23 protein-coding genes and 1 other RNA gene are annotated in these 25,474 nt (G+C 66.5%); 9 read left to right on the forward strand and 15 right to left on the reverse strand.

Annotated features, from left to right (window positions below; translation table 11 throughout):
• From DQG17_RS05505 to DQG17_RS05525, 5 genes are all read right to left on the reverse strand, one after another.
• Entirely contained in the window at nucleotides 1-1,038 is a 1,038-nt protein-coding gene (locus DQG17_RS05505; RefSeq protein WP_116131729.1) for a cysteine synthase A, read from the reverse strand.
• A gap of 52 nt (nucleotides 1,039-1,090) precedes the next feature.
• The gene (locus tag DQG17_RS05510; protein ID WP_116131730.1) at nucleotides 1,091-2,221 is read right to left on the reverse strand and encodes an NUDIX domain-containing protein; all 1,131 of its coding nucleotides are present in this window, start codon (nucleotides 2,219-2,221) and stop codon (nucleotides 1,091-1,093) included.
• A gap of 119 nt (nucleotides 2,222-2,340) precedes the next feature.
• Nucleotides 2,341-3,567 (reverse strand): cyclopropane-fatty-acyl-phospholipid synthase family protein, encoded by a 1,227-nt coding sequence (locus DQG17_RS05515; protein ID WP_116131731.1) that lies wholly within the window; start codon nucleotides 3,565-3,567, stop codon nucleotides 2,341-2,343.
• A gap of 65 nt (nucleotides 3,568-3,632) precedes the next feature.
• Nucleotides 3,633-5,063 carry a deoxyribodipyrimidine photo-lyase gene (locus DQG17_RS05520; protein WP_116131732.1) on the reverse strand — a complete coding sequence of 477 codons (1,431 nt, stop codon included), beginning with the start codon at nucleotides 5,061-5,063 and terminating at the stop codon, nucleotides 3,633-3,635.
• A 22-nt stretch (nucleotides 5,064-5,085) separates the two neighbouring features.
• Nucleotides 5,086-6,309 (reverse strand): aminotransferase class V-fold PLP-dependent enzyme, encoded by a 1,224-nt coding sequence (locus DQG17_RS05525; protein ID WP_116131733.1) that lies wholly within the window; start codon nucleotides 6,307-6,309, stop codon nucleotides 5,086-5,088.
• Between the two features lie 154 nt (nucleotides 6,310-6,463).
• Between DQG17_RS05525 and DQG17_RS05530 the strand changes: the two genes are divergently transcribed.
• A complete protein-coding gene (locus DQG17_RS05530) occupies nucleotides 6,464-7,270 on the forward strand; it encodes a class I SAM-dependent methyltransferase (RefSeq protein ID WP_116131734.1) in 807 nt (268 codons plus the stop codon).
• Between the two features lie 25 nt (nucleotides 7,271-7,295).
• Here the strand turns inward: DQG17_RS05530 and DQG17_RS05535 are convergent, their stop codons facing one another.
• From DQG17_RS05535 to mbfA, 3 genes are all read right to left on the reverse strand, one after another.
• Nucleotides 7,296-8,285 carry an MDR family oxidoreductase gene (locus DQG17_RS05535; RefSeq protein WP_116132607.1) on the reverse strand — a complete coding sequence of 330 codons (990 nt, stop codon included), beginning with the start codon at nucleotides 8,283-8,285 and terminating at the stop codon, nucleotides 7,296-7,298.
• Nucleotides 8,286-8,327: 42 nt separating this feature from the next.
• Nucleotides 8,328-8,834: a DinB family protein gene (locus tag DQG17_RS05540; protein WP_116131735.1), complete on the reverse strand. Its 507-nt coding sequence runs from the start codon at nucleotides 8,832-8,834 to the stop codon at nucleotides 8,328-8,330.
• A 110-nt stretch (nucleotides 8,835-8,944) separates the two neighbouring features.
• Nucleotides 8,945-9,922 (reverse strand): iron exporter MbfA, encoded by a 978-nt coding sequence (gene mbfA / locus DQG17_RS05545; protein WP_116131736.1) that lies wholly within the window; start codon nucleotides 9,920-9,922, stop codon nucleotides 8,945-8,947.
• A 69-nt stretch (nucleotides 9,923-9,991) separates the two neighbouring features.
• Here mbfA and ssrA point away from each other — a divergent pair.
• The 5 genes from ssrA (at nucleotide 9,992) to fumC (ending at nucleotide 14,394) form a co-directional block, all read left to right on the forward strand.
• Nucleotides 9,992-10,343: a transfer-messenger RNA gene (gene ssrA, locus DQG17_RS05550) on the forward strand.
• A gap of 144 nt (nucleotides 10,344-10,487) precedes the next feature.
• On the forward strand, nucleotides 10,488-10,913 hold the full coding sequence (locus DQG17_RS05555; protein WP_116131737.1) for an ester cyclase: 426 nt from the start codon (nucleotides 10,488-10,490) through the stop codon (nucleotides 10,911-10,913).
• 132 nt (nucleotides 10,914-11,045) lie between these two features.
• The gene (chrA, locus tag DQG17_RS05560) at nucleotides 11,046-12,296 is read left to right on the forward strand and encodes a chromate efflux transporter (protein WP_116131738.1); all 1,251 of its coding nucleotides are present in this window, start codon (nucleotides 11,046-11,048) and stop codon (nucleotides 12,294-12,296) included.
• Nucleotides 12,297-12,403: 107 nt separating this feature from the next.
• Nucleotides 12,404-12,880, forward strand: coding sequence for an SspB family protein (locus DQG17_RS05565; protein WP_116131739.1), 477 nt, complete (start codon nucleotides 12,404-12,406; stop codon nucleotides 12,878-12,880).
• A 116-nt stretch (nucleotides 12,881-12,996) separates the two neighbouring features.
• Nucleotides 12,997-14,394, forward strand: coding sequence for a class II fumarate hydratase (gene fumC / locus DQG17_RS05570; protein ID WP_116131740.1), 1,398 nt, complete (start codon nucleotides 12,997-12,999; stop codon nucleotides 14,392-14,394).
• Between the two features lie 111 nt (nucleotides 14,395-14,505).
• On the opposite strand, the gene DQG17_RS05575 is transcribed toward fumC, so the two are convergent.
• Nucleotides 14,506-15,093 (reverse strand): DUF4453 domain-containing protein, encoded by a 588-nt coding sequence (locus DQG17_RS05575; RefSeq protein WP_116131741.1) that lies wholly within the window; start codon nucleotides 15,091-15,093, stop codon nucleotides 14,506-14,508.
• Between the two features lie 78 nt (nucleotides 15,094-15,171).
• Here DQG17_RS05575 and DQG17_RS05580 point away from each other — a divergent pair, with 78 nt between their 5' ends.
• Entirely contained in the window at nucleotides 15,172-15,429 is a 258-nt protein-coding gene (locus DQG17_RS05580; protein WP_232829334.1) for a DUF4169 family protein, read from the forward strand.
• Nucleotides 15,426-15,653 carry a ribbon-helix-helix domain-containing protein gene (locus DQG17_RS05585; protein WP_116131742.1) on the forward strand — a complete coding sequence of 76 codons (228 nt, stop codon included), beginning with the start codon at nucleotides 15,426-15,428 and terminating at the stop codon, nucleotides 15,651-15,653. Before DQG17_RS05580 ends, DQG17_RS05585 begins: the two co-directional genes overlap by 4 nt.
• 125 nt (nucleotides 15,654-15,778) lie before the next feature.
• On the opposite strand, the gene DQG17_RS05590 is transcribed toward DQG17_RS05585, so the two are convergent.
• Nucleotides 15,779-16,651, reverse strand: coding sequence for an NAD(P)-dependent oxidoreductase (locus tag DQG17_RS05590; RefSeq protein ID WP_116131743.1), 873 nt, complete (start codon nucleotides 16,649-16,651; stop codon nucleotides 15,779-15,781).
• A gap of 96 nt (nucleotides 16,652-16,747) precedes the next feature.
• On the opposite strand from DQG17_RS05590, the gene DQG17_RS05595 reads away from it, so the two are divergent.
• Nucleotides 16,748-19,207 carry a penicillin acylase family protein gene (locus DQG17_RS05595; protein ID WP_116131744.1) on the forward strand — a complete coding sequence of 820 codons (2,460 nt, stop codon included), beginning with the start codon at nucleotides 16,748-16,750 and terminating at the stop codon, nucleotides 19,205-19,207.
• 162 nt (nucleotides 19,208-19,369) lie between these two features.
• Here the strand turns inward: DQG17_RS05595 and hflX are convergent, their stop codons facing one another.
• The 5 genes from hflX to DQG17_RS05620 all read right to left on the reverse strand — a co-directional run bounded on the left by hflX (nucleotide 19,370) and on the right by DQG17_RS05620 (nucleotide 25,474).
• Nucleotides 19,370-20,653 (reverse strand): GTPase HflX, encoded by a 1,284-nt coding sequence (gene hflX, locus DQG17_RS05600; protein WP_116131745.1) that lies wholly within the window; start codon nucleotides 20,651-20,653, stop codon nucleotides 19,370-19,372.
• Complete coding sequence (gene hfq, locus DQG17_RS05605) at nucleotides 20,650-20,883, reverse strand: RNA chaperone Hfq (protein ID WP_116131746.1); 234 nt, start codon at nucleotides 20,881-20,883, stop codon at nucleotides 20,650-20,652. The genes hflX and hfq overlap by 4 nt, the downstream gene beginning before the upstream one ends.
• 156 nt (nucleotides 20,884-21,039) lie before the next feature.
• Entirely contained in the window at nucleotides 21,040-22,569 is a 1,530-nt protein-coding gene (locus DQG17_RS05610; RefSeq protein ID WP_116131747.1) for a TrkH family potassium uptake protein, read from the reverse strand.
• Nucleotides 22,570-22,572: 3 nt separating this feature from the next.
• On the reverse strand, nucleotides 22,573-23,943 hold the full coding sequence (gene trkA / locus DQG17_RS05615) for a Trk system potassium transporter TrkA (protein WP_116131748.1): 1,371 nt from the start codon (nucleotides 23,941-23,943) through the stop codon (nucleotides 22,573-22,575).
• 106 nt (nucleotides 23,944-24,049) lie between these two features.
• Nucleotides 24,050-25,474: a sigma-54 dependent transcriptional regulator gene (locus DQG17_RS05620; protein WP_116131749.1), complete on the reverse strand. Its 1,425-nt coding sequence runs from the start codon at nucleotides 25,472-25,474 to the stop codon at nucleotides 24,050-24,052.

Consider the following 25,474-nt stretch of genomic DNA (forward strand, 5'->3'; position numbering starts at 1 on the left):
TCATGCGCCTTCGAAGACGTCTGGCAGGTCGCGACCGGCTCCGGGTTCCAGCCAGTGCGGCACGGGCAGTCCCTTGTCGTGCAGGAAGGCAGGGTTGAAGAGCTTTGACTGATAGCGCGTGCCATAGTCGCAAAGCACGGTGACGACGGTGTGGCCCGGCCCCATCGCGCGCGCCATGCGGATCGCGCCGGCAACATTGATCCCCGAGGAACCGCCCAGGCACAGCCCTTCGGTCTGCAGCAGATCGAACACCACGGGCAGCGCCTCGGCATCGGGGATGTTGAAGGACATGTCGGGCGTGAACCCCTCGAGGTTCGCGGTGATCCGCCCCTGCCCGATCCCTTCGGTGATCGAACTGCCCTCGGCCTTCATCTCGCCCGTGGTGTAAAAGCTGTGCAGCGCCGCGCCATCGGGATCGGCCAGCCCGATCTTGACCCCCTTCGGCTGCAGCGCCATGGCGACGCCCGCAAGCGTTCCGCCAGAGCCCACGGCACAGATGAACCCGTCAACCTTGCCGTCCGTCTGGGTCCAGATCTCGGGCCCCGTCGTCTCGACATGGGCTTGGCGGTTGGCAACGTTGTCGAACTGGTTGGCCCAGATCGCGCCCTTCGGCTCGGTGGCCGCCAGCGCCGCGGCCAGACGGCCGGAATAGCGCACATAGTTATCGGGGTGGCGATAGGGTCGCGCTGGCACTTCGACCAGTTCGGCCCCCGCCAGCCGCAGCATGTCCTTCTTTTCCTGGCTTTGCGTATCGGGGATCACGATCACGGTCCGAAACCCCATCGAGGCGCCGACCAGCGCAAGCCCGATGCCGGTGTTGCCGGCCGTGCCCTCGACAATCGTGCCGCCCGGCAGCAGCGTGCCGCGCTCGATTGCGTCGCGGATGATATAAAGCGCCGCGCGATCCTTGACCGATTGACCGGGATTGAGGAATTCGGCCTTGCCGAGGATGTCGCAGCCCGTCGCCTCGCTTGCCGCACGAAGCCGGATCAGCGGCGTGTTGCCCACGGCCGCTGCAAGATCGGTCCTGATGTCCATTGCTGCTCTCCCTCGGTTGATGCTGTCCTTGCTAGCCGAGGGGTCGCCGGTGTCAACTCGCCGACCGCAGCGCGTCACGCATTCGTGCCAGCTGCAGCAGCAGCAGGATCAGCGGGCCGACGTTGATCTCGCCACTGTCGATCAGCGCCATCGCAGCGTCAAACGAGATGACGTGGCTGCGAATATCCTCGCCTTCGACCTCGAGCCCGCCCAGATGCCCCGCCGCCTCGTCGGGCAGATCGGCCGTGGCGACATAGGCAAACAGGAACTCGCTTTTGGCGCCGGGGGTCGGATAATACTTCCCGACCAGCGTCAGCGCCGTCAACTCCAGCCCCGCCTCTTCGACCGCTTCCCGCCGTGCCGTCTGTTCCGGTGTCTCGCCGCCGTCGATGCGGCCTGCGATCGGCTCCAGAAGCCAGGGCTGAGCATCGCCGCGAGCATAGGGCCCGGCGCGGAACTGTTCGACCAGCAGCACGCGGTCGCGCACGGGATCATAGGGCAGCACCGTCACCGCATCGGCAGAAATGAACGCCGAACGGTTCACCTGTTCGCCGTATTCGCCCGAGAACTTGCGATGGGAAAAATCGTATTCCTCGACCGAGAAGAACCGCGAATAGACCAGCGAGCGCTGATCCAGCCGCACATCCTCGGGCGTGGCGCTGCGGCGCAGGGTGGTCGGTGCGGCCATGCGGGCGTTCAACCGCGCCTGCGCCCGGGCGCGAAGCGGCCCGAACCGGCGGGCGACATCGGCTGCGGGGCGGGCATCCATGTCGGCCATGATCTCTTCGGCGGTCAGGCAAGTCAGCGGTCCCCAACGGTCCACCCAGTCCTGCAGCACCCAAGGGGCGCCGGGGGTCAGCCCGGCCTCGACATGCACGAACATCTGCGCCGCAACAGTGCCTGCGTCGGTCAGGACCTCGACCGGTTCCAGACGGCAGTCGAGGCTCTGCTCGTAATAGTCCAACCGCCGAAGCGCCGCCTCTTCCGCCGCCTCCAGCAGCAGGCCCTCGGCATCGGCCCCCGATTCCTGCAGGATCAGTGGAAACGGCTCTCCCTTGGCCCAGACCACGCGGTGATCCTTCAGAACGGCGGGCCGCAGCATCGGGTCCTCGCCGCCCAGCACCAGCTTCAGCAGCGGGGCATGGCAGAGCGTGCCATAAAGAAATATTGCTGTCGGTTTCATGATGTCATCCGCCCACGGGGCTTGCCCGGACCCGCGGCCGTTCCGGCCGCTTTCGCCAGATCGGGTAACACCCGGCACAGGCCCGCCGCAAGTGTCCGATCATCGCAGGTCGCGCAGGATCAGGCGCTGCCGCTCCCTGTTTCGTGGCCGAGGGTAATCTGGGTCACGTCGCAATTGCCCGACGCGAATGCCGCCGCACAGGCGCAGAGATAGAACTCCCACATCCGCCGGAACCGCTCGTCAAAGCCAAGCCTGGCCACCTCGTCCCAACGTTCCGAAAAGGTCCGGTGCCAGTGCCGCAGCGTGCGGCTGTAACTGTCGCCGAATTCGACCGACCCAATGACCGAAAGCCCCGCCTTTTCGACCTCGGCGCGCAGCACGGACGGACTGGGCAACATGCCACCCGGAAAAATGTATTTCTGAATGAAATCGACGCCTTTTCGATAGATCTCAAAGCGGCGGTCCTGCACCGTGATGATCTGCAGGCTCGCCTTGCGTTCCGGTTTAAGGCAGTCTCTCAAAGTCTTGAAATAGATGGGCCAATACTTCTCGCCCACCGCCTCGAACATCTCGATCGAGGCGATGCCGTCATAATGGCCCGCCTCGTCGCGATAATCCTGCATCCGGATCTCGACCCGGTCCTGCAGACCCTCCCGCGCAATCCGGGCCTGCGCGAAATCGTGCTGGGCCCGGCTGATCGTCAGCCCCGTCACCTTCAGCCCGCGGGCCTTTGCGGCATGTTCGGCGAACCCGCCCCAGCCGCAGCCGATTTCGAGCAGATGGTCCCCCGGACCAACCTCCATCCGGTCGAGCAGACTGTCGTATTTGCGGGTCTGGGCGGCTTCGAGGCTTTCGGCGCCGTGATCGAACCGGGCCGAGGAATAGGTCATCGTACGGTCGAGCCAGAGCGCATAGAACTCGTTGCCAAGGTCATAGTGGCTGGCAATGTTGCGCCGCGCCTGGGTCCGGCTGTTGTCGCGCAGGCGAAACCGCAGGTTCTCATAGAGCCGGACCAGCGCCATGCCGGGAAACCCGTCATAGATCTCGTCCCCGGCCAAGTGGATATAGTCGAGGAATGCCTGCAGGTCGGGGGTGGTCCACCAGCCGTCGACATAGGCCTCGCAGAATCCCAGATCGCCCTCGCGCACGAGGCGCGCCAGAACGTCGGGATTGACGATGTCGATCCGTGCCTCGGGCCCTGCCGCCGGCCCCAGGGCGCGAAACACCCGGCCGTCCGGCAGCACGAAGTCGAGCCGACCGCACCCGAAGCGACATGCACTGTCGAAGACATGCGAGAAGTAGCGTGGCAGACCGGTCTCGCCCGCGGTTGTGGTCAGGATCTCCATGTCGCCTCCGGCAGAACGGGCTACTGGTCGCTCCAACTCATAAAACGGCGCCGGCCCCGTCTGCGTCAAGCGTCCTGCTTGAACCGCTGATAAGCGTCCAGCGCGCGTTTGCGCCCAACGTCGAGCGCCACCACAGGTTTCGCGGGATAGCTGTCGCCGGGGCCGAGGCCCCAGCGCTGTGGCACGGCGCGGAAGAACGCCAGCGCGGTTTCGGGCGGATCGGCCTGACCCTCGGCGATCCAGCGCCGGACATAGGCGCCATCGGGATCGAACCGGGCGCGCTGGGTTTCGGGGTTGAAGATCCGGAAGAACGGCGCGGCGTCGGGGCCGCTGCCCGCAACCCATTGCCAGCCCATCGCGTTGTTGGCCGGGTCCCAGTCGACCAGATGGTCCTCGAACCAGTGCAGGCCGATCCGCCAATGCGCCAGCAGATGCTTGGTAAGGTAGCTCGCCGCCACCATCCGGGCGCGATTGTGCATGGTGCCCGTCACCTGCATCTCGCGCATGCCCGCGTCGACCAGCGGCACGCCGGTGCGGCCCTGTTTCCAGGCCAGAACCTCGGGGCGGTCGGGGGTGTCGTCCCAGGGAAACCCATCCCAGTCTGCCCGCCAGTTGCCGGTCAGAAGCGCTGGCGTATGAAAGGCCAGATGATGGGCAAAGTCGCGCCAGGCGAGCTGGCGCAGGAACGCCTCGGCGCCCTGACGGCCCTGCGCGCGCGCGGCAAGCCCGGCCTGCCACAGCCGGCGGATGCCGATCTCTCCCAGTGCCAGATGGGCGCCGAGCCCCGAGGTGCCGTCGCGGTCGATCCGGTCGCGGTCGGCGCCATAGTCGTCGACCGGCCCGTCGAGGAAGGCCGCCAGCCGCTCCTCGGCGGCCGCCTCGCCGATGCGGGCATGGGCCGCGACCACCTCGCCCCCACGTCGCATCGCCGTGCCAAGCTGCCAGTCCTCCAGCGCCTCGGAGCCGGGCCATCGCGGCGGCGCGGCAAGCGTCGCAGGCGTCGGGGCGGGGGCTGCGGCGCCACGGGCGCGCAGCGCCTTCCAGAACGGGGTGAACACCCGGTATGGGCCGCCCTGCCCGGTCGCAATCTCCCATGGCTCGGCCAGCAGGGTGCCGGCGAAGCTCTTCGCCTCCAGCCCCCGTTGTTTCAGCGCGGCCTTGAGCGCGGTGTCACGGTCGCGCGGCGCGGCCTCGTAGAGACGGTTCCAGAAGATCGCGTCGGCCCCGGTTTCGGCGGCAAGGCCCGTCAGCACCTCGGACGCCGGGCCGCTGCGCAGGATCAACCGCGATCCGACCGATTGCAGCGCGTGATCGAAACACCCAAGCGCCCGGCCAAGCCGCCATTTCGGCGCCGCTCCCAGCGCATCGACCAGCGGATCGCGGACAAAGACCGGGATCACCGGGCGGCCGGTTGCGGCGGCGGCCGCCAGCGCGGGGTTGTCACCCAGCCGAAAATCCCGGCGCAGCCACAGCAGGATCGGCCCGGCCGCGCTCATCACCCGCTCGTCGGTTCAGGGGTCACAGCACCGTGTCGAGGGCCGCGACCAGTTGGTCGACCTCTTCCGCTGTGGTGTAGTGGACAAAGCTCAGCCGCAGCACACCCGTTTCGAGGTCGACGCCAAGCGCCTCGAGCGGCCGCACGGCATAGAAATCGCCACCGCCCGCCATGATCCCGTGCGCCGACATCGCCTTTGCCACCTCGAACCCGGGACGGTCGAGCGCCAGCGCGATGGTCGGCGCCCGATCCTCGGCCCGGCGTGGACCGAGCAGCCGCACGTCATTGCGGTTGCCGAGATAGTCGAGCAGCGGCGCCATCAACGCGACTTCGTGGGCACGCATCAGGTCGTGCACCGCAACCGCGCGTTCGGTCAGCGTGCCCTTCAGCCCGTGATGATCTGCGAGCGCCTCGAGATAGTCCGCCATCCCGGCCGAGGCCGCGATCTGCGCGTGGTCAGGACCCGCGGGCGTGAATCGCTTGGTCGGGTAGCCTGCATTGAAAAAATGCGCCTGATTGGGCAGCTCGCCGGCCAGCCCGCGCCGGATCACCATCAGCCCCTGATGCGGCCCATAGGTCTTGTAGGCCGAAAACAGATAGATGTCGGCCCCAAGTGCGCCAACGTCGGGCCAGCCGTGCGGCGCATAGGACACCCCGTCGACACAGACGAATGCCCCGGCGGCATGGCAAAGCGCGGTGATCGCGGCGACATCGTTGATCTCGCCCACCACGTTCGAGCAATGCGGGAAGCAGACCAGCCGGACGTTGCCGTCGTCGAGCAGCGGGCCAAGATCCGCGGGGTCGAGATGGCCGGTATCGCGGTCGATCTTCCATTCCCGGATCTCGATCCCCTCGCCCTCCAGCCGCCGCCAGACGCCCGAATTGGCCTCGTGATCCTGATTGGTCACCACGATCGCCTCGCCGGGCGACATCCAGCGCCGCACCGCCTGCGCAAGGACATAGGTGTTCTGGCTGGTCGAGGGACCGAAGCTCAGCTCGTCCGCCTCGACCCCGAGGATCGCGGCCATCCGCACGCGGGCCTCGTCCATCTCGCCCCCCGCGGCATCGGAGGCCGCGAAGGCGCCATAGGGCTGCACTTTGCGTTCCCGGTAATAGCGGTCGAGCCGCGCGATCACGGGCCCGCAAGCATAGGAGCCGCCGGCATTTTCAAAGAACCCCTGCCCCTGAAGGGGGGGTTCGGAGAAGGCCGGGAACTGGGCCCGGACGAAATCGATATCGAGTCTCATGGCGTAATGGAGTAACCGAAACGCCGGCCGCGACAAGACCCGTTACGCTGCCCCTGTCACGGCGCAACGACACTCGGGGCGGGTTTGGCAGATCGACCGCGCGGGTGTATCCTTGCACCGCACGGGATCGCGCCCGCGGCGAGGGGAACGCGGTATGGTCGAATCGGAACGGCACGACGCCTGGCAGACCGGGGGCAGCTATGACGCCTACATGGGGCGCTGGAGCCGGGCGGTGGCGCAGAGGTTCGTCGATTGGCTCGGCGCCGCGCCACAGGCGGACTGGCTCGACGTCGGTTGCGGCACCGGCGCACTTTCGGCTGCGATCCTGGACCGCTGCAATCCGCGCAGCCTGCTCGGCATTGACCTGTCCGAGGGCTTTCTTGCGGCGGCACGGGCAAATGCCGACGATCCGCGGGCCGAGTTCCGGGTCGGCGACGGCGCGCAGATGGACCTGCCCGCCGCCAGCCGGGACGTCGTCGTCTCGGGCCTCGTGCTCAACTTCCTGCCCGAACGCGACAGGGTGCTCGCCGAACAGCGGCGGGTCGCCCGACCGGGCGGGCTGGTCGGCTTCTATGTCTGGGACTATCCGGGCAATGGGCTCGGCTTTCTCGATGCCTTCTGGCAGGCCGCCGCCGCGCTCGATCCGGGCGCTGCGGAATTCGACGAGGCGCGGCGGTTTCCCTTCTGCACGCCCGAGGGCCTGACGGCGCTCGCCGCCCGCGCCGGGCTGCCCGAAGTCGAGATAGCGGCGCTCGAAGTGCCGACCGTCTTCGCCGATTTCGACGATTTCTGGCGCCCGTTCACCCTCGGCACCGGGCCGGCGCCGGGCTATTGCGCCAGCCTGGCGGCAGACCAGCGTCAGCGGCTGGAAGACCGGCTGCGCGACCGCCTTCCCCGGGCGCCGGGCGGGTCTATCGCCATGACGGCGCGCGCCTGGGCGGTCCGCTCGCGCCTGCCCTGAACGGAAAGGGCGGCCCCGAGCCCGCTCAGGCGTTGACGTCGACGACGACCCGGCCGCGCACCTTGCCCTTCAGGATCTCGGCGCCCAGCCGGGGCAGATCCTGCAATGTCGCGGGCACGATCATGCCCTCCAGCCGGTCCTTTGGCAGATCGCGCGCGATGCGGGCCCAGGCGCGCTGCCGCTTTTCGAACGGCTGCGTGACGCTGTTGATCCCCAGCAGGTTGACCCCCCGCAGGATGAAGGGCGTGATCTTGGCCGGCAGTTCCGCCCCGCCGGCCAGCCCGACGGCTGCGACGGAACTGTTCTGCTTCATCTGCCCGAGGACACGCGCCAGCATCGCCCCGCCGACGGCGTCGATGCAGCCGGCCCAGGTCTCGCGCTCCAGCGGCTTTGGCGTCGTCTCGGCCAGTTCGTCGCGGGTGATCAGCTTGCCGGCGCCCAGATTGCCCAGATAGCTCGCCTGCTCCGGCCGGCCGGTGACGGCGGCAACCTCGTAATCAAGGTTCGACAGGATCGCGGTTGCGACCGATCCCACGCCCCCCGTGGCACCCGTGACCAGAACCTCGCCCTGATCCGGGGTCAGCCCGTGATCCTCAAGCGCCATGATCGCCAGCATCGCGGTCAGCCCCGCCGTGCCCACCGCCATCGCCTCGCGCGTCGTCAGCCCCTCGGGCAGCGGCACCAGCCAGTCGGCATCGACCCGCGCCTTCTGGGCATAGCCGCCCCAATGGATCTCGCCCACCCGCCAGCCGGTCAGCACCACGGCATCGCCGGGCTGATAACGGCTGTCTTCGCTGGCCTCGACGATGCCGGCGAAATCGACGCCCGGAACATGGGGATAGCTTTTGACCAGCCCGGCCCCCGGCCCGATACAAAGGCCATCCTTGTAGTTCAGGGTGGAATACTCGATCCGCACCGTCACGGCAGCGACCGGAAGCCGGCCCTCGTCGATGTCCTCGACCGCAGCCCGGGTCGTTCCATCCGCGGATTTCTCCACCACAAGTGCGCGCATCACGCCCCCCGTCTCGATTGTTGCGGCGCGCCCCGGCGCCAAGTCTCAGATCCGCTCGGGCATAAAGACAAGATCCGTCAGCCCGGTCACGGCGCCCGCCGCCGACATCATCGCATGAATCTGACCGCGATGGTGGGTCTGGTGATTGAACATGTGCACCACGCAAAGCCCGATCGGCGAGGTCACCTCTACCTCTTTCGACGCCGAGCGCCACGCCAGAGTGCCGCGCAACTGCGCCGGCCGCAACTGGCGCGCCCACAGCAGGATCCGCGCATCGGCCCGCATCCGGTCGCATTTCCACGCCGCAAGCGTCGGATAGCATTGCGCACTGTCCGCAAGGCTCCCCTCGGGTTGCTTCCAGTCGGCCAGTCGCGACATCCACAACCGGTCGACCCACAGCAGATGGTTCAGCGTCCCGAGGATCGAGCGGAAGAACGCACCGCAATCGCGGGTCAGTTCCGCGGGATCGAGCGTCTCGGCCAGGCCGATCATCGTCTCGTTCTGCCACGCGTTATAGCGCGCCATCACTTGCACATATTCAACCGAAATCAACGGGTCGCACCTTTCGGGACCTGCAACGGGATCATGCCGCATCAAGGCCGCGGCAACGCCCCGCTGTCAATCCGAAGATGGCGCGGCACGCCATCCTCGGCCTGCCGGTCTCAGCTGCTGCCGATCAGGATGCCCGCGGCCAGCACCAGCCCACCGCCGACCACGACCTGCAGGGCCGCACGCCAGAACGGGGTGTCCATGTATTTCTCCTGAATCCAGGCGATGGTCCAAAGCTCGATGAAGACCACGATGAAGGCGATGATGGTGGCGGTCCAGAAATGCGGGATCAGATAGGGCAGCGCGTGGCCGAGCCCCCCGACCATGGTCATCACCCCCGAGGCGACGCCGCGCTTGAGCGGGCTTCCGCGCCCCGAAAGCTGTCCGTCGTCCGAGGCCGCCTCGGTGAAGCCCATCGAGATCCCGGCCCCGACCGCGGCGGCAAGCCCGACCCGGAAGGTATAATGGGTGTCGCCGGTGGCAAAGGCAGTGGCGAAGATCGGCGCAAGCGTCGAGACAGAGCCGTCCATCAGCCCCGCAAGCCCCGGCTGCACCCAGGTCAGAAGGAACCTGCGCCTTGCGTGGTGATCCTCGGCCTCGACCGCGGCTTCGGTCAGGTTGGCGTCGCTCAGTTCCTCGGCCCGGGCCTCGTGCCCGCCCTCGGCGGCGGCAAGATCGCCCAGCAACAGCCGGGTGTCGGCATCGGTCACCTTGGCGGCGGCGTTCTCGTAGAAGGTGCGCGCGTCGTATTCCATGTCCGAAACGATCTGGCGAATCTTCTCGATCGGCAGTTGCTCCATCAGCCAGACCGGCTTGCGGGCGTAGTATCCGGCGACATGCTCGCGGCGCAGCAAGGGGATCGTCTCGCCAAAGCGCAGCCGGAACAACACGATCAGTCGCTGGCGATGCTCGTCCTCTTCGCTTGCCATGCCGTCGAAAACCGCCGCGGTCGCCGGGAATTCGTCGCGCAGGCGGGCTGCAAACCCGCGATAGATCTGGGCGTCGTCCTCCTCGGAGGAGATTGCGAGTGCGAGGATTTCGGCTTCGGTCAGGTCCTGAAACCGTTTCCGGCCAGAGAGAAGTGAGCGCATGTGCTGGCATCCGTAGGGTTGGAACCATTCTAACCTATTAGGATGCCGCGCCGCCGCAAGCCCCTGAACCACCTTGTATCGGCGGCATTTTGGCCTTATCTTCGTAACGTTCCTTCGGGAACTATGGCGATAAACGCGCTCGTAATACACGGCTCGGACCCGGGGGCGGTACCCGGCGGCTCCACCATATCATGCCCATTGGCGGGCAAAATGGGGCCGAAATAGGATCGACGGACGTCTAAAGGGGTTTGCTTTTGCTCGGTGAGGTACCACCGTTATCGGTCCAAGCATGATAGTTGCCAATAACAACCGTGCTCCGGTGGCAGTTGCTGCGTAAGCAGTAATCAAACCGAAAACTAAGTCCTGACGCCTAGCAGCGTTTGGCGGGGTTCGCAGGTACCTGGCAACAGAAACCTGCACTTTTCCCCTCTCCCTGCTCCGGCCCCTATGCACCTTTGGCGAGAAGGTTGAATTTTCAACGTTTCGCGATCCGAAACAGCGAATGTCGTTCAATCTTTGTTCATAGCATTTCGCTAGCTTTTCCGCGAATGCGAGGACAGCGGACATGACCAATCTCGAGTTGCTCAAATCTTTCTACGACCGGGTCTGGATCGGCGGCGCCATCGAGGAAGCCGGCGATTATTTCGATACCTCGGCCGCGGCCAGCGGGCTAATGCCCGACCTGGCGATCGGACCGCAGGAATTCTATGAATTCGTCGCCCCCATGCTCGAGATGCTCGAGGTGCAGAGCGTGACCTTCGAACATGCGGTCGAACAGGGCGACTGGATCTCGGTCATGGCAAGTTTCGAGGCCATGGTCCGCGCCACCGGCCAGACCATCACCGGCAGCGGTATGCTGATGGCGCGGATCGAAGGCAACAAGATCGCCGAGGCTTTCAACTGCATAGATTTTCTCGGTTTCTTCGAACGTCTCGGGCTTGTGCCACCGGATGCGCTGGCGCTGTGCCTGACCGGACAGCGGCTGCAATAGCCGTTCCTGCCGGTCCGCGGGCATCGCGCCTGCGCCATTCTCGCAACTTGCCTCGGCGCCGGTTTCCGCCTTCGCTTCGTCCCGGGTTCCAGACCTGTGCGCAATATGCGCAGGTCCCGGCAGGAGGCGGACATGCGCGTGACGTATCCCGAGATGGTCGCGGTTTTCGGGCGCATCGGCCTGCTGTCCTTCGGCGGACCGGCGGCGCAGATCGGCCTGATGCACCGCGAACTGGTGGACCGGCGCCCCTGGCTCGATGAACGTCAGTTCCTGTCGGCGCTGTCGTTCTGCATGTTCCTTCCGGGGCCCGAGGCGATGCAGCTTGCCACCTTCGCCGGCTGGCGGCTTCGCGGCATTCCGGGCGGGTTGGTTGCGGGCGGGCTGTTCGTTCTGCCGGGCGCACTGGTGATCCTCGCCCTTACCGCGATCTACATACATTTCGGCTCGCAACAAATCGTGCAGTCCATGTTTCTCGGCGTGAAGGCGGCGGTTGTGGTGATCGTCCTTCAGGCCCTGATTGCGGTCGCGAAACGGGCGCTGGCAGGGCCCGCCGACCGGGTGCTGGCGCTTCTCGCCTTTCTCGGCATCTTCGCGCTTGGCCTGCCGTTTCCGGTGATCGTCCTCGCCGCCGCGCTCTGGGGTGCTGTCGCGACCTCCGCCGCGCCGGCAGCCGCCCGGCCCGCACCGCCCCCTGCGCGGCACAGCCTGACGATCCTCGCCGCCGGGCTGGCGCTCTGGGCGGCGCCCGTTGCACTTGCCGCCGCGCTCGGGGCCGAACGCCTGACCGCCATCGGGCTGTTCTTTTCCCGTCTCGCGGTCGTCACCTTCGGTGGCGCCTATGCGGTGCTGGCCTACATGACCCAGCAGGTCGTGCAGACCGAAGGCTGGCTGACAACCGCGCAGATGATGGACGGGCTCGGCCTTGCCGAAACGACGCCGGGGCCGCTGATCCTGGTCACGCAATTTGTCGGCACGCTTGCCGCGTACCAGCAGGGCGGCTGGGGCGCGGGGCTGCTCGGCGCGGCAATGACGCTGTGGGTCACCTTCGTGCCCTGCTTTGTCTGGATCTTCGTCGGCGCGCCCTATGTCGACTGGATCACCCACCAGCCGCGGCTCGCGGGCGCCTTGCACGGCATCATGGCCGCCGTCGTCGGCGTGATCGCCAATCTGTCGCTGTGGTTCGCATTGCACGTGGTCTTTGCCGAAGTCGGCCTGCACGGCGCGGGCCCGCTCCGCCTGCCCTGGCCGCAGCTTTCCAGCATCGATCCCCTTGCACTGGCGCTCGCAGCACTCGCCGCCCTGCTGCTGATCGGCCGCGGCTGGCCGCTCGGGGCCGTTCTGGCCGTTTCGGCGGTGGCAGGCGGGCTTGCCGGCGGGCTGTGACGGCCGTGGTTGACGCAGGGTCGCGAAAGCCGCTGGAGGGGGGCTGTCATTCCCTTTCGACTCCCCCTATGCTGCCTTCGAGAAGCAATGAAAGGACCGCCGGGCACATGTCGCGAAGCATCGACTATGGCAGGTTAATGCATCGAGCCATGCGCAGCCTCATCCAGGAGGTGCTGGACCAGGTCGCGCTGCATGGTCTGCCGGGAGACCACCATTTCTTCATCACATTCGACACCAACCATCCCGATGTCGGGATCGCGGACTGGCTGCGCGACCGCTATCCCGAAGAGATGACGGTGGTGATCCAGCACTGGTTCGAGAATCTCGAGGTTCGCGACAGCGGCTTCTCGATCACGCTGAATTTCGGCGACGCGCCCGAACCGCTCTATATCCCCTATGACGCGATCTCGACCTTCGTCGATCCGTCGGTCGAGTTCGGGCTGAGGTTCGAAACCAGCCAGCTCGACGACGACGAGGACGCCGAGGACGGCGTCGAGGAGGATGAGGCGCCCCTCGCAGAGGACGTCGCCGAGGAAAGCCACCAGGACGCCGAGATCGTCCGCCTCGATACCTTCCGGAAATAACCGCGCCCGGCGCGGCCGCTGCGCCGATTGGTCCGCCCCCAGGTCTGCCGGGGTGTGTTGCCGGCCGCCGTCAGGCCCGGTAAATCCGCCCAAACGAACCCCGGAGGAACAACGTGATGTCCCAGACTCGCACCGAAACCGACAGCTTCGGCCCCCTCGAAGTACCTGCCGACAAATATTGGGGTGCGCAGACCCAGCGCTCGATCATCAACTTCCCGATCGGCTGGGAAAAGCAGCCGATCCCGATCGTCCGCGCGCTTGGGGTGATCAAGAAGGCCTGCGCCCAGGCCAACACCGCCTCCGGCAAGATGCCCGCCGAAATCGGCGAGGCGATCCAGACCGCCGCGCAGGAGGTCATCGACGGAACCTTCGACGACAACTTCCCGCTGGTGGTCTGGCAGACCGGCTCCGGCACCCAGTCGAACATGAACGCCAACGAGGTCATCGCCAACCGCGCGATCGAATTGCTCGGCGGCGTGATCGGCTCGAAAAAGCCCGTGCACCCCAACGACCACGTCAACATGGGGCAAAGCTCGAACGACACCTTCCCGACCGCCATGCACATTGCGACCGCCATGCAGGCGCGCGACGTGCTGCTGCCGGGGCTGCACAAGCTGCATGATGCGCTGCAGGCGAAGGTCGTCGAATTCGACGGCATCATCAAGATCGGCCGCACCCACACCCAGGACGCCACGCCGCTAACGCTCAGCCAGGAATTCTCGGGCTATGTCCACCAGGTGGCGAAGTCGATCCAGCGGGTCGAAACCGCGCTCGGCGACATCTATGAACTCGCGCAGGGCGGCACCGCCGTCGGCACCGGGCTGAACACGGTCGAGGGCTGGGGCGAGGAGGTCGCCGCCAACATGGCCGCGATCACCGGCCTGCCCTTCGTCTCCGCCCCGAACAAGTTCGAGGCGCTGGCCGCCCACGATGCCATGGTCCAGATGTCGGGCACGCTCAAGACCTGCGCCGCCAGCCTGTTCAAGATCGCCAGCGACATCCGCCTGCTGGGGTCGGGCCCGCGCTGTGGCCTTGGCGAACTGCTGCTGCCGGAAAACGAACCCGGCTCCTCGATCATGCCCGGCAAGGTCAACCCGACCCAGTGCGAGGCGATGACCCAGGTCTGCTGCCACGTGATGGGCAACGACATGGCCGTCGGCATGGCGGGCTCGCAGGGGCATTTCGAGCTGAACGTCTACAAGCCGATGATCGCCTACAACGTGCTGCAGTCGATGCAGCTTCTGGGCGATGTCTGCTCGGCCTTCACCGACAACCTCGTGGTCGGGCTGCAGGCCGACCGCGAGCGGATCGAAAAGCTGATGCACGAATCGCTGATGCTGGTCACCGCCCTTGCCCCCACCATCGGCTATGACAACGCGACCAAGGTCGCCAAGACCGCGCACAAACACCGCACGACCCTGAAGCACGAGGCGATCGCCCTCGGCTTCGTCGACGAGGCGACCTTCGACGCGGTGGTCCGCCCCGAGAACATGGTCGGCCCCAAGGCCAAATAGGCCCCAGGCGCCGCCTCAGATCCGCGCAGGCGCCCTCCGGGGCGCCTGTGTCATTTGCCGTTGGCGAAAAAACATGACCTTCGGTCGGCTTGCACCGGAACGGTCCGCCGTTCAGCCCGCTTCCTCGGCGCAGGATGCGCGGACCGAATCGTCCATCCAACCCAGCATTCCGTTGCCCCTCTCGCCGCCGCGGCGCACCATCACCACGGTCCGGCCACCATCGCCAATGTAGCCATAACCGACCCAGTCGCCCGGCCGGATCTGTCCGACAACCTGCGCACCCGCGCTGTAGCCATCGTAAAGAGGCACCGCAGCACCCTGCCAACCGATGCAGGCCCAGCCGCCATCGGCAGGGAGCGGCATATCCCGCAGCCGCCGAAGCTCTGCCATGAACGGCAGATCGAGACTGCGCCGGCTGGTATTCACCTTGCAGCCGATCTGCGTCTCCAGCGCCTGGATCTTCCGGACCTGCGCCGACTGCGCCGCGCTCAGTTGCACGTCCTTGCCCCGACAGTCGCGATTGTCGAACAGCGCCTGACCCAAGGCCGACCCAAAACAATACCCGGCGCGGTCCATGATCAGGTTCCGCGTGAACCACAATTCGTTGCACTCAGCCTCACCATATTCCCACACTTCTGCCACAGCGGGCGCGGCAAGAAACGAGAGCACGACTGGCAGAGCCAGCTTGAAACGTCGCATCGGAAAAGCCTCTCTCAAATGGATCGGATGGCGAAATGGTCCCGCATTCCAGCGCTTCGGTCAATTCCTCGCGGCGCCATGAATTCGGCCAGCGGCGCCCGGCTTTCCGCCGGCGCCCGGCCCGCCTATACTCCTGCCACCATGGCAGAGCCCGTCAACCTCAACCGATTCCGCAAGGCCCGGGCCCGTCAGCAGGCTCGCCTGCAGGCCGACCGCAATGCCGTCGTCCACGGCCTGCCCAAGGCCGAGAGATCCCGCGCCAAGGCCGAAGCCGAGCGCGCGGCCCGCACCCTTGACGCCAAGCGGCGCGAAGACCCGGCAGAAAAACCCGAATGAGCCGCCCGGTCAAACGCTCGCTCACGCTGTCCGGCCACCGCACCAGCGTCTCGCTCGAAGACGAATTCTGGACCGCCTTTCGCGACATCGCCCGCGCCCGCAAACAGCCGATCAATGCGCTTGCCGCCCAGATCGACCGCGACCGCGGCCTCGAGATGGGCCTTGCCTCGGCCATCCGCCTGTTCGTGCTGAAGGATCTCCAGCACCGTCTGAACAGCGCCTGACCGCAAATCCACGGCACCGGCTTCTGCGGTTGAATCCACCGCACCGGGCTTCTTCTGTTCGAAAATATCCCGGGGGGCGCTGCCGCCCCCGGGGCGGCAGCGGGGGGCAGCGCCCCCCAACCCCGCTATCCGGCCACGCGCAGCCGCTTGAACAGCGACGAGGTATCCCAACGCCCGCCGCCCATCTTCTGCACATCCTTGTAGAACTGATCGACCAGCGCCGTGACCGGCAGGCTCGCCCCGGTCTCGTCCGCGGTTGCCAGACAGATCGCCAGATCCTTGCGCATCCAGTCGACCGCAAAACCGTGTTCGAAATGATCCTCGAGCATGGTCCGATAGCGGTTCGACATCTGCCAGGACCCGGCCGCCCCCTGGCTGATCACCTCGACGACCGCGGCGCCGTCGAGCCCGGCCTTCTCGGCAAAGTGAAGCGCCTCGGACAGCGCCTGAACGAGGCCCGCGATGGCAATCTGGTTGCACATCTTCGTCATCTGCCCGGCGCCGCTCTCGCCCATCCGCCGACAGATCTTGGCATAGGCGGCAATCACCGGCTCGGCCCTTGCATAGGCCGCCTCGGTCCCGCCGCACATGACGGACAGCTGGCCGTTCTCGGCGCCCGCCTGCCCGCCCGACACCGGCGCATCGACAAAACCGAGCCCGAGCCTTTCGGCCGCCGCGTTCATTTCGCCCGTCACCTTCGCGGAAACCGTTGTATGATCGACGAAAATCGCGCCCTCGGCCATCGCGTCCAGCGCCCCGGCGGGGCCGACACAGACCGAACGCAGATCATCGTCGTTGCCAACACAGGCCAGCACGAACTCCGCCCCTTCGGCCGCCTGCGCCGGGCTTGGCACCATCGTGCCCCCATGCTCGGCCACCCAGGCTTCGGCCTTCGCCGCAGTCCGGTTATAGACCACGACTTCGTGACCCGCCCGCTTCAGATGTCCGGCCATCGGATATCCCATGACCCCCAACCCCAGAAAGGCAACCCGCGCCATGTCTTTCCCCTTCATTCGCCTTGCAATAACCTCGCTCCAGACCTACCCGGCTCCCGACCCGGGTCAAGAAGAATGGGGTCAAAAGGAAGGGGCAGGATGGAACGGGTATTCCGCTGGTCGCTGCGGCTGTTCATGGTGCTGGCAGCACTTGGTGGCGTGGCCCTCGGCCTCGGCTATTATTTTGCCGCGCGTTCGCTTCCCGATTACGACGCCACCTGGACGGTCGAGGGGATCACCGGCCCGGTCGAGATCGTGCGCGACAACTCCGATGTGCCGCACATCTTCGGCGACACCGACGAGGACGTGTTCTTCGGCCTCGGCCTTGCCCATGCCCAGGACCGGCTCTGGCAGATGACGTTGATGCGGCGCACCGCGCAGGGCCGGCTGTCCGAGATCTTCGGCGCCTCGACCGTTCAGACCGACGAGTTGATGCGCCGGCTCGACCTCTACCGCGCCGCCACCGACTCGGTCGCGGCGCAGGACCCCCAGACCCAGGCTGCACTCCGCGCCTATGCCGCCGGGGTCAACGCCTGGATCAGGATCGTCAACGAGAATGCCCTTGGCCGCGGCGCCCCCGAATTCTTCCTGTTCCGGCCCGAGATCGCGCCCTGGCAACCCGCCGATTCGATTGTCGTCAGCAAACTCATGGCACTGCAGCTCGACGCCCAGTTGCAGGACGAGGTTCTGCGCGCCCAGGCCTCGCTGCTGCTCGATCCAGCCCGCCTCGCAGATCTTCTGCCCGATGCCCCCGGCACCGACGCCGGGCCGCTGCCTGACTACGGGTCACTGTTCCCCGACCTGCCGCGCCTCGCCCACGCCCAGAACATGACCCGCGACGTGCTGTCGCCCTTCGCGGCGCCAGGCCGCGCGGGCGCGTCCAACGCCTGGGCTGCCGTACCCGCGCGCGCCGCCTCCGGCCACGGCCTGCTTGCCAACGATCCGCACCTCGAGCTGACCGCGCCGACAATCTGGTATCTGGCGCGGCTGCAGCTCTCGACCGGCGACGTGATCGGAGCGACCGTTCCGGGCCTGCCGCTGATCGTCTCGGGCCGGTCCGAGCGCCTCGGCTGGGGCCTGACCGCCGCCTATGCCGACAACCTCGACCTGATGATCGAGGAGCTGAACCCGGCCGACCGGCAAAGCTATCGCACGCCCGAGGGCTGGAAACCGTTCCGAACCGAACGCACGATCATCGAGGTCGCCGATGCTGCCCCCGTCACGATCACGCTGCGCTGGACCGAGAACGGCCCGGTGCTGTCTGGCAGCCACTTCAACCTCGACGCCGTCACGCCGCCGGGCCATGTCGCATCCCTCGCCTGGACCGCACTCCGTCACGACGACACCACGCTGAGCGCCGGCATGGAGCTGATGCGCGCAGGATCGGTCGACGAAGCGATCGAGGCCGGCCGCCGCTACGTCGTTCCGGCCGTGAACATGATCCTGACCGATGGCACCCATGTCGCGCTGCAGGTCTTCGGCGCCCTGCCCGACCGCGACCCCGACAACGTCGGCCGGGGCCGGATCCCGTCGCTCGGCTGGCAGCCGCAGAACCGCTGGCGCGGGATCCTGCCCTATGACACCAACCCGCGGGTGATCGACCCACCCCAGGGGGTGATCGGCAATACCAACAATGCGACCTCGCGCCAGCCCTTCCCCTATCACGTCAGCTACGCCTGGGGCGACACGCAGCGGATCCAGCGCTGGAACAAGTTGATGGCCGAACGCGACGTCCACACCCGCGAAAGCTTCATCGCCGCCCAGCTCGACACCGTCTCGGTCACGGCGCGCAACCTCTTGCCGCTGATCGCCCGCGACCTGTGGTACACCGGCGAGGCCGCGCCCGAAGGCACGCCCGAACGCCAGCGCCAGCATGCGCTCGAAATGCTGGCCAACTGGAACGGCGAGATGAACGAACACCTGCCCGAGCCGCTGATCTATGCAGCCTGGATGCGCCAGCTTCAGCACAAGCTGATTGTCGATGACATCGGCCCGCTGGCCGAGGCCTTTCCGCGCCCCGACCCGATCTTCCTCGAACGCGTGTTCCGCAGCACCGACGGTGCCGCCGCCTGGTGCGACATCCGCCAGACAACGGCGATCGAGACCTGCACCGACACTGCCCGGATCGCACTCGACGAGGCATTGCTGTGGATTGCCGACAATTACGGCTCGGCGCTGGAAAGCCTGCGCTGGGGCGATGCGCATGTTGCAAAGCACAAACATCCGGTGCTGGGCGACGTGCCGGTGCTGAAGTGGTTCGTGAACATCGAACAATCGACCAGCGGCGGCGACAACACGCTGCAACGCGGCCTGACCGCCGGCACGGCAAGCGATCCGTTCGCCAATGTCCAGGCCGCCGGCTATCGCGGCGTCTATGACTTCGCCGATCCGGATTCCTCGGTCTTCGTCACCGCGACCGGCCAGTCCGGCCACCCGCTCAGCCGTCACTACGATGACCTGGGCGAGCTCTGGCGGCAGGGCGAGTACATTCCGATGACGCTCGACCCCGAGCTTGCACGCGCCGGCGACGTCGGCGTGACGACGCTGCTGCCAAGATAGCCCCGGCAAGATGGCGTCGCGCGACCGGCCGCCATCGCCTGAAAAGGCTCCCGGTCCGAAAACTCCCCGAGCTTCTTCTGTTCAAAAATATCCCGGGGGAGTCCCGCATCGCGGGACGGGGGCAGCGCCCCCTTCCGGCCAGGACATCAGCTCCCCGCCCGGCTACAGCCGCTCGAAGTCCTCGCGCTGCCGCTCGGTCCAGTGAACGACGATCCGCCAGCCGCCCTCGATCTCGTCCTCGGTCTCGACCAGCCGCGCCTCGTGCAGCCAGGCGCGCTTGCGTCCGTCCGCGAATGCCAGTTCCAGCACCGCCTCGCTGCGCACCGCGTCAAGCGTCCCGGTGATCGCGCCGATCAGCGCCTCCATCCCCTCGCCGGTCCAGGCCGACAGCGCCAGCACCTCGGGCCTCCGCGCCGCCACGGCCGCCAGCCGCTCGCGGCTGTCTTCGGGCAGCAGGTCGATCTTGTTCCAGACCTCGATCCGCGGCACAGCCTCGCCGACGCCCAGATCGTGCAGGATCGTTTCCACGTCGCGCGCCTGGGCCTCGGTGTCGGCATGGCTGATATCGCGCACATGCACGACCAGATCGGCCGACAGCACCTCTTCCAGTGTCGCACGGAACGCGGCGACAAGCTGCGGCGGCAGGTCCGAGATGAAGCCCACGGTATCGGACAGGATGATGCTTTGCCCGGTCGGCAGTTCGACCGCCCGCATGGTCGGATCGAGCGTCGCGAACAGCATGTCCTTGGCCAGCACCTCGGCGCCGGTCATGCGGTTGAACAGCGTCGACTTGCCGGCGTTCGTATATCCGACCAGTGCGACCACCGGGAACGGCACCTTGGCGCGCGCCGCACGGTGCAGCGTCCGGGTCTTCACCACCTTGTCGAGCTGCCGCTTGATCCGGGTGATCGCCTCGTCGATCGCCCGCCTGTCGGCCTCGATCTGGGTTTCGCCGGGGCCGCCGACAAATCCCAGACCGCCGCGCTGGCGTTCGAGGTGGGTCCAGGCCCGCACCAGCCGCGTGCGCTGATAGGACAGCGCCGCCAGTTCGACCTGCAGCACGCCTTCGCGGGTCGCCGCCCGGTCGGCGAATATCTCGAGGATCAGCCCGGTGCGGTCCAGCAGCTTGACGTCCCAGGCCTTCTCGAGGTTGCGCTGCTGCACCGGGCTCACATGCCCGTCGATCAGCACCAGCCCGACCTCCTCGGCCTCGATTCGCGCCTTCAACTCGTCAAGCTTTCCCGATCCGAACAGCGTGCCGGGCTGGATTGTCCGCAGCCCGACGATCTGGCCACCGACGATGGTCAGGCCGGGCAGCGCCGCCGCCAGCGCCACAGCCTCGTCGAGCGCCGCCTCGGCAGGGCGTCGGTCGGGATCGTTCAGGATATCAGGGTGCAGGACCAGCGCCCGTTCGGTCGGCCCGTCCTGCGAATGCTGGTCGCTCAGTCGTCACCCTCGTACAGGTTGATCGGCTGCGACGGCATGATGGTCGAGATCGCATGCTTGTAAACAAGCTGCGACTGTCCGTCGCGGCGCAGAAGTACGCAGAAATTGTCGAACCAGGTGATTACCCCCTGCAGCTTGACCCCGTTTATCAGAAAGATCGTCACTGGCACCTTGATCTTGCGCACATGGTTAAGGAACGCATCTTGCAAGTTCTGCTTATCTGCAGCCATTATTCTTGCCTTGTTTTGTTATAGTTAGAGGGTCTCATCCGGACAAAACGGTCTGCGCGGACACATTCACGTCACTATGGTCGGACTCCGTCCGGGATTCCAGCCCGAACAAGCCCTTGCCATGTCGGATTCTCGCGATTGCAGCATCCGTGCCGATCAGCGCCGCCAGAACTGCGGATTGAACAGCGCCAGCACCACCAGCGTCTCGAGCCGCCCCAGCGCCATGGCAAGTCCCAGGATCACCTTTGCCGGATCGCCAAGTCCGGCATAGGGCACCGCATGGTCGAGCGCCACATTGGCAGCAGGCCCGGTCGTCGACAGCGCCGCAATCGTCATCACCAGAGATTCGTCGAACGGCACGTCGACAAAGGCCAGCACCGACGAGACGACCGCGATACTGATCGCGAACAGCATGAAGAAGATCCAGGCCACATAGGCTCCCTGTTTGCGGATCCGCCGCCCGGCACGGCCCGCACCGCCAACCGACGAGGGATAGATCAGCCGCTCCATCTCGCGCGAGGACTGCTTGTAAAGCGCGAAGACCCGCAGCAGCTTCACGCCGCCCGCGGTGGTCGCCACCCCGCCGCCGATCAGGCCGAGGCCCAGCAGCACCATTCCGGGCGTCTGCAACCCCGACCAGGCGCTGGCCACGTCCCATTCCGAACTGACAAAGCCCGCCGTCGTCAGGAACGACGCGACGGTGAACACCGCCCCCCAGAGTGCGTTCAGCGCCGATCCGAAATCCTCCATCATGTTGACCTCGAGCGCACCGATCCAGTGCCGCAGGAAAAGCAGGCTCGGCAGCAACACGATCAGCCCGGCGCCGATCAGCACCTCGGGGTCGGTCAGCAGCGTGCCGCGCGTCGGCCGCTGCAACGCCCAGGAAAACGTCAACCGGCTGATCGCAAAGGCGAAAAAGAGGAAGATCATCGCCTCGCCCACCAGCCCGCTGGCGCTGCCCTCAAGCCCGCCGATCGGGCTGATCCCGCTGGTCGAGAGCGTCGACATGGCGTGGCAGACGGCCGTCAGCCGGGTCTCGCCCGCGGTCAGAAGGGCGATCCACAGGATCACGGTCAGGCCGAGATAGACCGGGAACAGCCGGGTCGCGACACCGAACAGCCGCTCGCGCGGGTCCGCGCCGCCGGCCGCACCGGCGATCCCCGGCCGCCGGCCCGCCCGCGCGCCCATGCCGACCCGCTCGGTCGAGATTACCTCGAACCCGCCAAGGCTCATTGGCGCCATCAGCGCAAAGGCCGACACCCAGGCCAGGAACCCGCCAAGCCAGCCAACCAATGCCCGCCACAGATGCAGGCTGGGCGCCAGACGTTCCGGCTCGAACAAGGTCGCGCCGGTGGTGGTGAAGGACGACACCATCTCGAACCAGGCGTTCATGTAGGTCGTCGTCTGCACGCCCTGATGAAACGGCACCGCCAGCATCAGCGGCAGCAGCGTATAGGCCGCAACCAGTCCCGCAAGGTGGCTGCGCGCCAGGCTGCGCGGGCGATAGTTCAGCAGCGCCAGCCCCAGGATGACCGTGATGAACACGAACAGCAGCCCCGATTGAACGAACACCTTCGCCAGCCGCGCGTCGCCAATGTTGATCGCATGCAACGCCGGAATGAACATGGCCAGGGCCGCCGTTCCCATCAGCAACACGATCAGCGGCAGGTTGATGAGACGATGCATGGCTCAGAAGAAGTCGATCGAGACCTGCAGCAGCTGCTCGACCCTGGGGACGTCGTCGGACAGCGCAAAGATCAGAACGATGTCGCCGTCGTGCACGCGAGTCGAGCCAACCGGGCGCAACACCTCGTCGCCGCGCCGGATCGCCCCCAGCAGCGCACCTTCGGGAAACTCGATCTCGCGGATCAGGCGCCCCGAGATCGGCGAGGTCGACAACACCTGCGCCTCGATGATCTCGGCCTCGGCGTCGCCGATCGAATAGACCCCGCGCACCCGGCCGTGCCGGATGTGGCGCAGGATCGAACTGACCGTGGTCGCCCGCGGGTTGATGTAGGCGTCGATGTCGAGCGGCGCCATCAGCGACACCAGCGTCGGATCGTTGACAAGCGCGATGGTCATCGCACAGCCCGAGGCCTTGGCCCGCACCGCCGCCAGCAGGTTCACCTTGTCGTCGTCGGTCACGCAGATCACAGCATCGGCGCGGTCGATGCTGGCCTCGGCCTGCACATCGCTGTCGAGCCCGTCGCCATGCAGCACGATGGTGCGTTCCAGCGCGTCGGCGGCGCGCTCGGCCTTGTCGCGGTTGCGCTCGATCATCCGGGCCCGGACCTTGCCGGTCTCGAGCCGCTTGGCGACCGCAAGCCCGACGTTGCCTGCCCCGATGATCACGACACGCTCGGGCTTTTTCGTGGTCTTGCCATAGATCTCGAGCGTGCGGTCCACGTCCTCGGTGCGCGCGATGATATAGATCTGGTCGTCGGCAAACAGCTGGTCCTGCGGATCGGGCGCAAACAGCGTGCCCTCGCGGCGCACACCGACAACCACCGCCTGCAGGGTGGAAAACAGGTCGGTCAGCTGCCGCAGCGGCGTGTGCAGCACCGGGCAGTCGGCGTCCAGATGCAGCCCCAGAAGCTGCACCCTGCCGTCCAGGAAGCTTTCGGTGTCGAATGTCGTCGGCGCCGCAATCCGCCGCAGCGCCGCCTCGGCAACCTCGCGTTCGGGGCTGATCACCACGTCGATCGGCATGTGATCGCGTTTGTAGAGGTCGCGGTAGATCGCCTCCAGATAGGACTGGGCGCGCAGCCGCGCGATCTTGCGGGTCACGCCGAATATCGAATGGGCCACCTGACAGGTGACCATGTTGACCTCGTCCGAATAGGTCGCGGCGATCACCATGTCGGCGTCCCGCGCCCCGGCCTGTTCAAGCACGTCGGGATAGCTTGCGAACCCCGCGATGCCCTGCACGTCCAGCGCATCGGTCGCCCGCCGCACCAGATCGGGGTTGCTGTCGACGACGACCACGTCGTTCTGTTCGTTGGAAAGATGGCGAGCGATTTGCCAGCCGACCTGACCCGCGCCGCAAATGATAACCTTCATGGTACCGGGCCCCGGATATTCTGGACAGACCAAGCCATGGCAGAGCGCGGCGGGGGCGTCAACGGTGCCACCCGCGCCTGCGTCCGCCCGACCGCGGGACCTGCACCTATTCGGCGGCCTCGGCGGCCTCGGCGGCCGGTTCCTCGAAATGCGCAACCCGCGTGCCCGCCTTCGAGGTCGTGACCACCCCGAGCGACTTCAGCTTGCGATGCAGGGCCGAGCGTTCCATGCCGACAAAATTCGCCGTCCGGCTGATATTGCCGCCAAAACGGTTGATCTGCGTCAGCAGGTATTCCCGCTCGAACAACTCGCGCGCCTCGCGCAGCGGCAGCGTCGCCAGCGCCCCTGACAGCACCACGCGGCCTTCCTCGCCCTCGGTCGTGTCGGCGCCCTCAAGCTCGCGCACCCCGATGGACCCCGTGCCTTCGCCAAGGATCAGAGCGCGTTCGATGACGTTTTTCAACTGGCGCACATTGCCCGGCAGATGCATGGTCTGCAGCAGTGCCACCGCATCCTCGCTGAGCTCCCGCAGCGGCAGGCCCTGGGTCGCGTTGAAGTTGCGGATGAAATACTTCGCCAGTTCGGGAATATCCTCGCGCCGTTCTTCCAGCCCCGGTACCCGGATCGGCACCACGTTCAGCCGGTGGTACAGTTCCTGGCGGAAATTGCCGTCGGCGATCTCGTCCTCGAGGTGGCGGTTGGTCGACGACAGCACCCGGATATCGACCCGGATCTTGTCGCTGCCACCGACGCGCTGGAACTGCTGCTCGACCAGCACGCGCAGGATCTTCGACTGGGTGCCAAGCGGCATGTCCGCGATCTCGTCGAAATAGAGAATGCCGCCGTTCGCCTCTTCCAGCAGCCCGGGCTCGATGCCGCGTTCGGGCGACTCGCGGCCAAACAGCACCTCTTCCATGCGGTCGGGCTCGATCGATGCCGAATTGACGCTGATGAACGGCCCGCCGGCACGGTTCGACTGGGCATGGATATAGCGTGCCGCCACTTCCTTGCCCGCCCCCGCCGGCCCGGTCAGCATCACGCGCCCGTTCGACTTCGTGACCTTGTCGAGCTGCGATTTCAATGCCTTGAACGACGCACTTGATCCGATCATTTCGGCAATCGAGACATCCTTGCGCCGCAGCTCGGTATTTTCCCGGCGCAGCCGCGACGTCTCCATCGCCCGCCGGATCACGACCAGCAGTTGTTCGATATTGAACGGCTTTTCGATGAAGTCATAGGCGCCCTGCTTGATCGCGGCGACCGCGATCTCGATATTGCCATGGCCCGAGATGATGACGATGGGGATCTCGGGGCGGTCACGCTTGACCGCCTTCAGAATATCGATCCCGTCCATCTGGCTGTCCTTGAGCCAGATATCGAGGATCATCAGCGAGGGCGGCTCCTGCTCGATCGAGGCCATGCACTCGTCGGAGCTTGCCGCCAGCCGCACCGCATAGCCTTCATCGCGCAGGATGTCGCCGATCAGCTCGCGGATGTCGCGTTCGTCGTCGGTGATGAGAATGTCGCCCAT

The sequence above is a fragment of the Tropicimonas sp. IMCC34043 genome, from assembly GCF_003390845.1.
Taxonomy (GTDB): Bacteria; Pseudomonadota; Alphaproteobacteria; order Rhodobacterales; family Rhodobacteraceae; genus Tropicimonas.

Bases quoted from the DNA above. Each gene is read 5' to 3' on its own strand.
- DQG17_RS05620 (WP_116131749.1), bottom strand. From the start codon at position 25,474: ATGGGCGACATTCTCATCACCGACGACGAACGCGACATCCGCGAGCTG.
- DQG17_RS05585 (WP_116131742.1), top strand. From the start codon at position 15,426: ATGAGCCGCCCGGTCAAACGCTCGCTCACGCTGTCCGGCCACCGCACC.
- DQG17_RS05610 (WP_116131747.1), bottom strand. From the start codon at position 22,569: ATGCATCGTCTCATCAACCTGCCGCTGATCGTGTTGCTGATGGGAACG.
- DQG17_RS05590 (WP_116131743.1), bottom strand. From the start codon at position 16,651: ATGGCGCGGGTTGCCTTTCTGGGGTTGGGGGTCATGGGATATCCGATG.
- trkA (WP_116131748.1), bottom strand. From the start codon at position 23,943: ATGAAGGTTATCATTTGCGGCGCGGGTCAGGTCGGCTGGCAAATCGCT.
- DQG17_RS05530 (WP_116131734.1), top strand. From the start codon at position 6,464: ATGGTCGAATCGGAACGGCACGACGCCTGGCAGACCGGGGGCAGCTAT.
- DQG17_RS05580 (WP_232829334.1), top strand. From the start codon at position 15,172: ATGAATTCGGCCAGCGGCGCCCGGCTTTCCGCCGGCGCCCGGCCCGCC.
- DQG17_RS05520 (WP_116131732.1), bottom strand. From the start codon at position 5,063: ATGAGCGCGGCCGGGCCGATCCTGCTGTGGCTGCGCCGGGATTTTCGG.
- hfq (WP_116131746.1), bottom strand. From the start codon at position 20,883: ATGGCTGCAGATAAGCAGAACTTGCAAGATGCGTTCCTTAACCATGTG.
- mbfA (WP_116131736.1), bottom strand. From the start codon at position 9,922: ATGCGCTCACTTCTCTCTGGCCGGAAACGGTTTCAGGACCTGACCGAA.
- fumC (WP_116131740.1), top strand. From the start codon at position 12,997: ATGTCCCAGACTCGCACCGAAACCGACAGCTTCGGCCCCCTCGAAGTA.
- DQG17_RS05575 (WP_116131741.1), bottom strand. From the start codon at position 15,093: ATGCGACGTTTCAAGCTGGCTCTGCCAGTCGTGCTCTCGTTTCTTGCC.
- DQG17_RS05595 (WP_116131744.1), top strand. From the start codon at position 16,748: ATGGAACGGGTATTCCGCTGGTCGCTGCGGCTGTTCATGGTGCTGGCA.
- DQG17_RS05555 (WP_116131737.1), top strand. From the start codon at position 10,488: ATGACCAATCTCGAGTTGCTCAAATCTTTCTACGACCGGGTCTGGATC.
- DQG17_RS05510 (WP_116131730.1), bottom strand. From the start codon at position 2,221: ATGAAACCGACAGCAATATTTCTTTATGGCACGCTCTGCCATGCCCCG.
- DQG17_RS05565 (WP_116131739.1), top strand. From the start codon at position 12,404: ATGTCGCGAAGCATCGACTATGGCAGGTTAATGCATCGAGCCATGCGC.
- chrA (WP_116131738.1), top strand. From the start codon at position 11,046: ATGCGCGTGACGTATCCCGAGATGGTCGCGGTTTTCGGGCGCATCGGC.
- DQG17_RS05505 (WP_116131729.1), bottom strand. From the start codon at position 1,038: ATGGACATCAGGACCGATCTTGCAGCGGCCGTGGGCAACACGCCGCTG.
- DQG17_RS05525 (WP_116131733.1), bottom strand. From the start codon at position 6,309: ATGAGACTCGATATCGATTTCGTCCGGGCCCAGTTCCCGGCCTTCTCC.
- DQG17_RS05515 (WP_116131731.1), bottom strand. From the start codon at position 3,567: ATGGAGATCCTGACCACAACCGCGGGCGAGACCGGTCTGCCACGCTAC.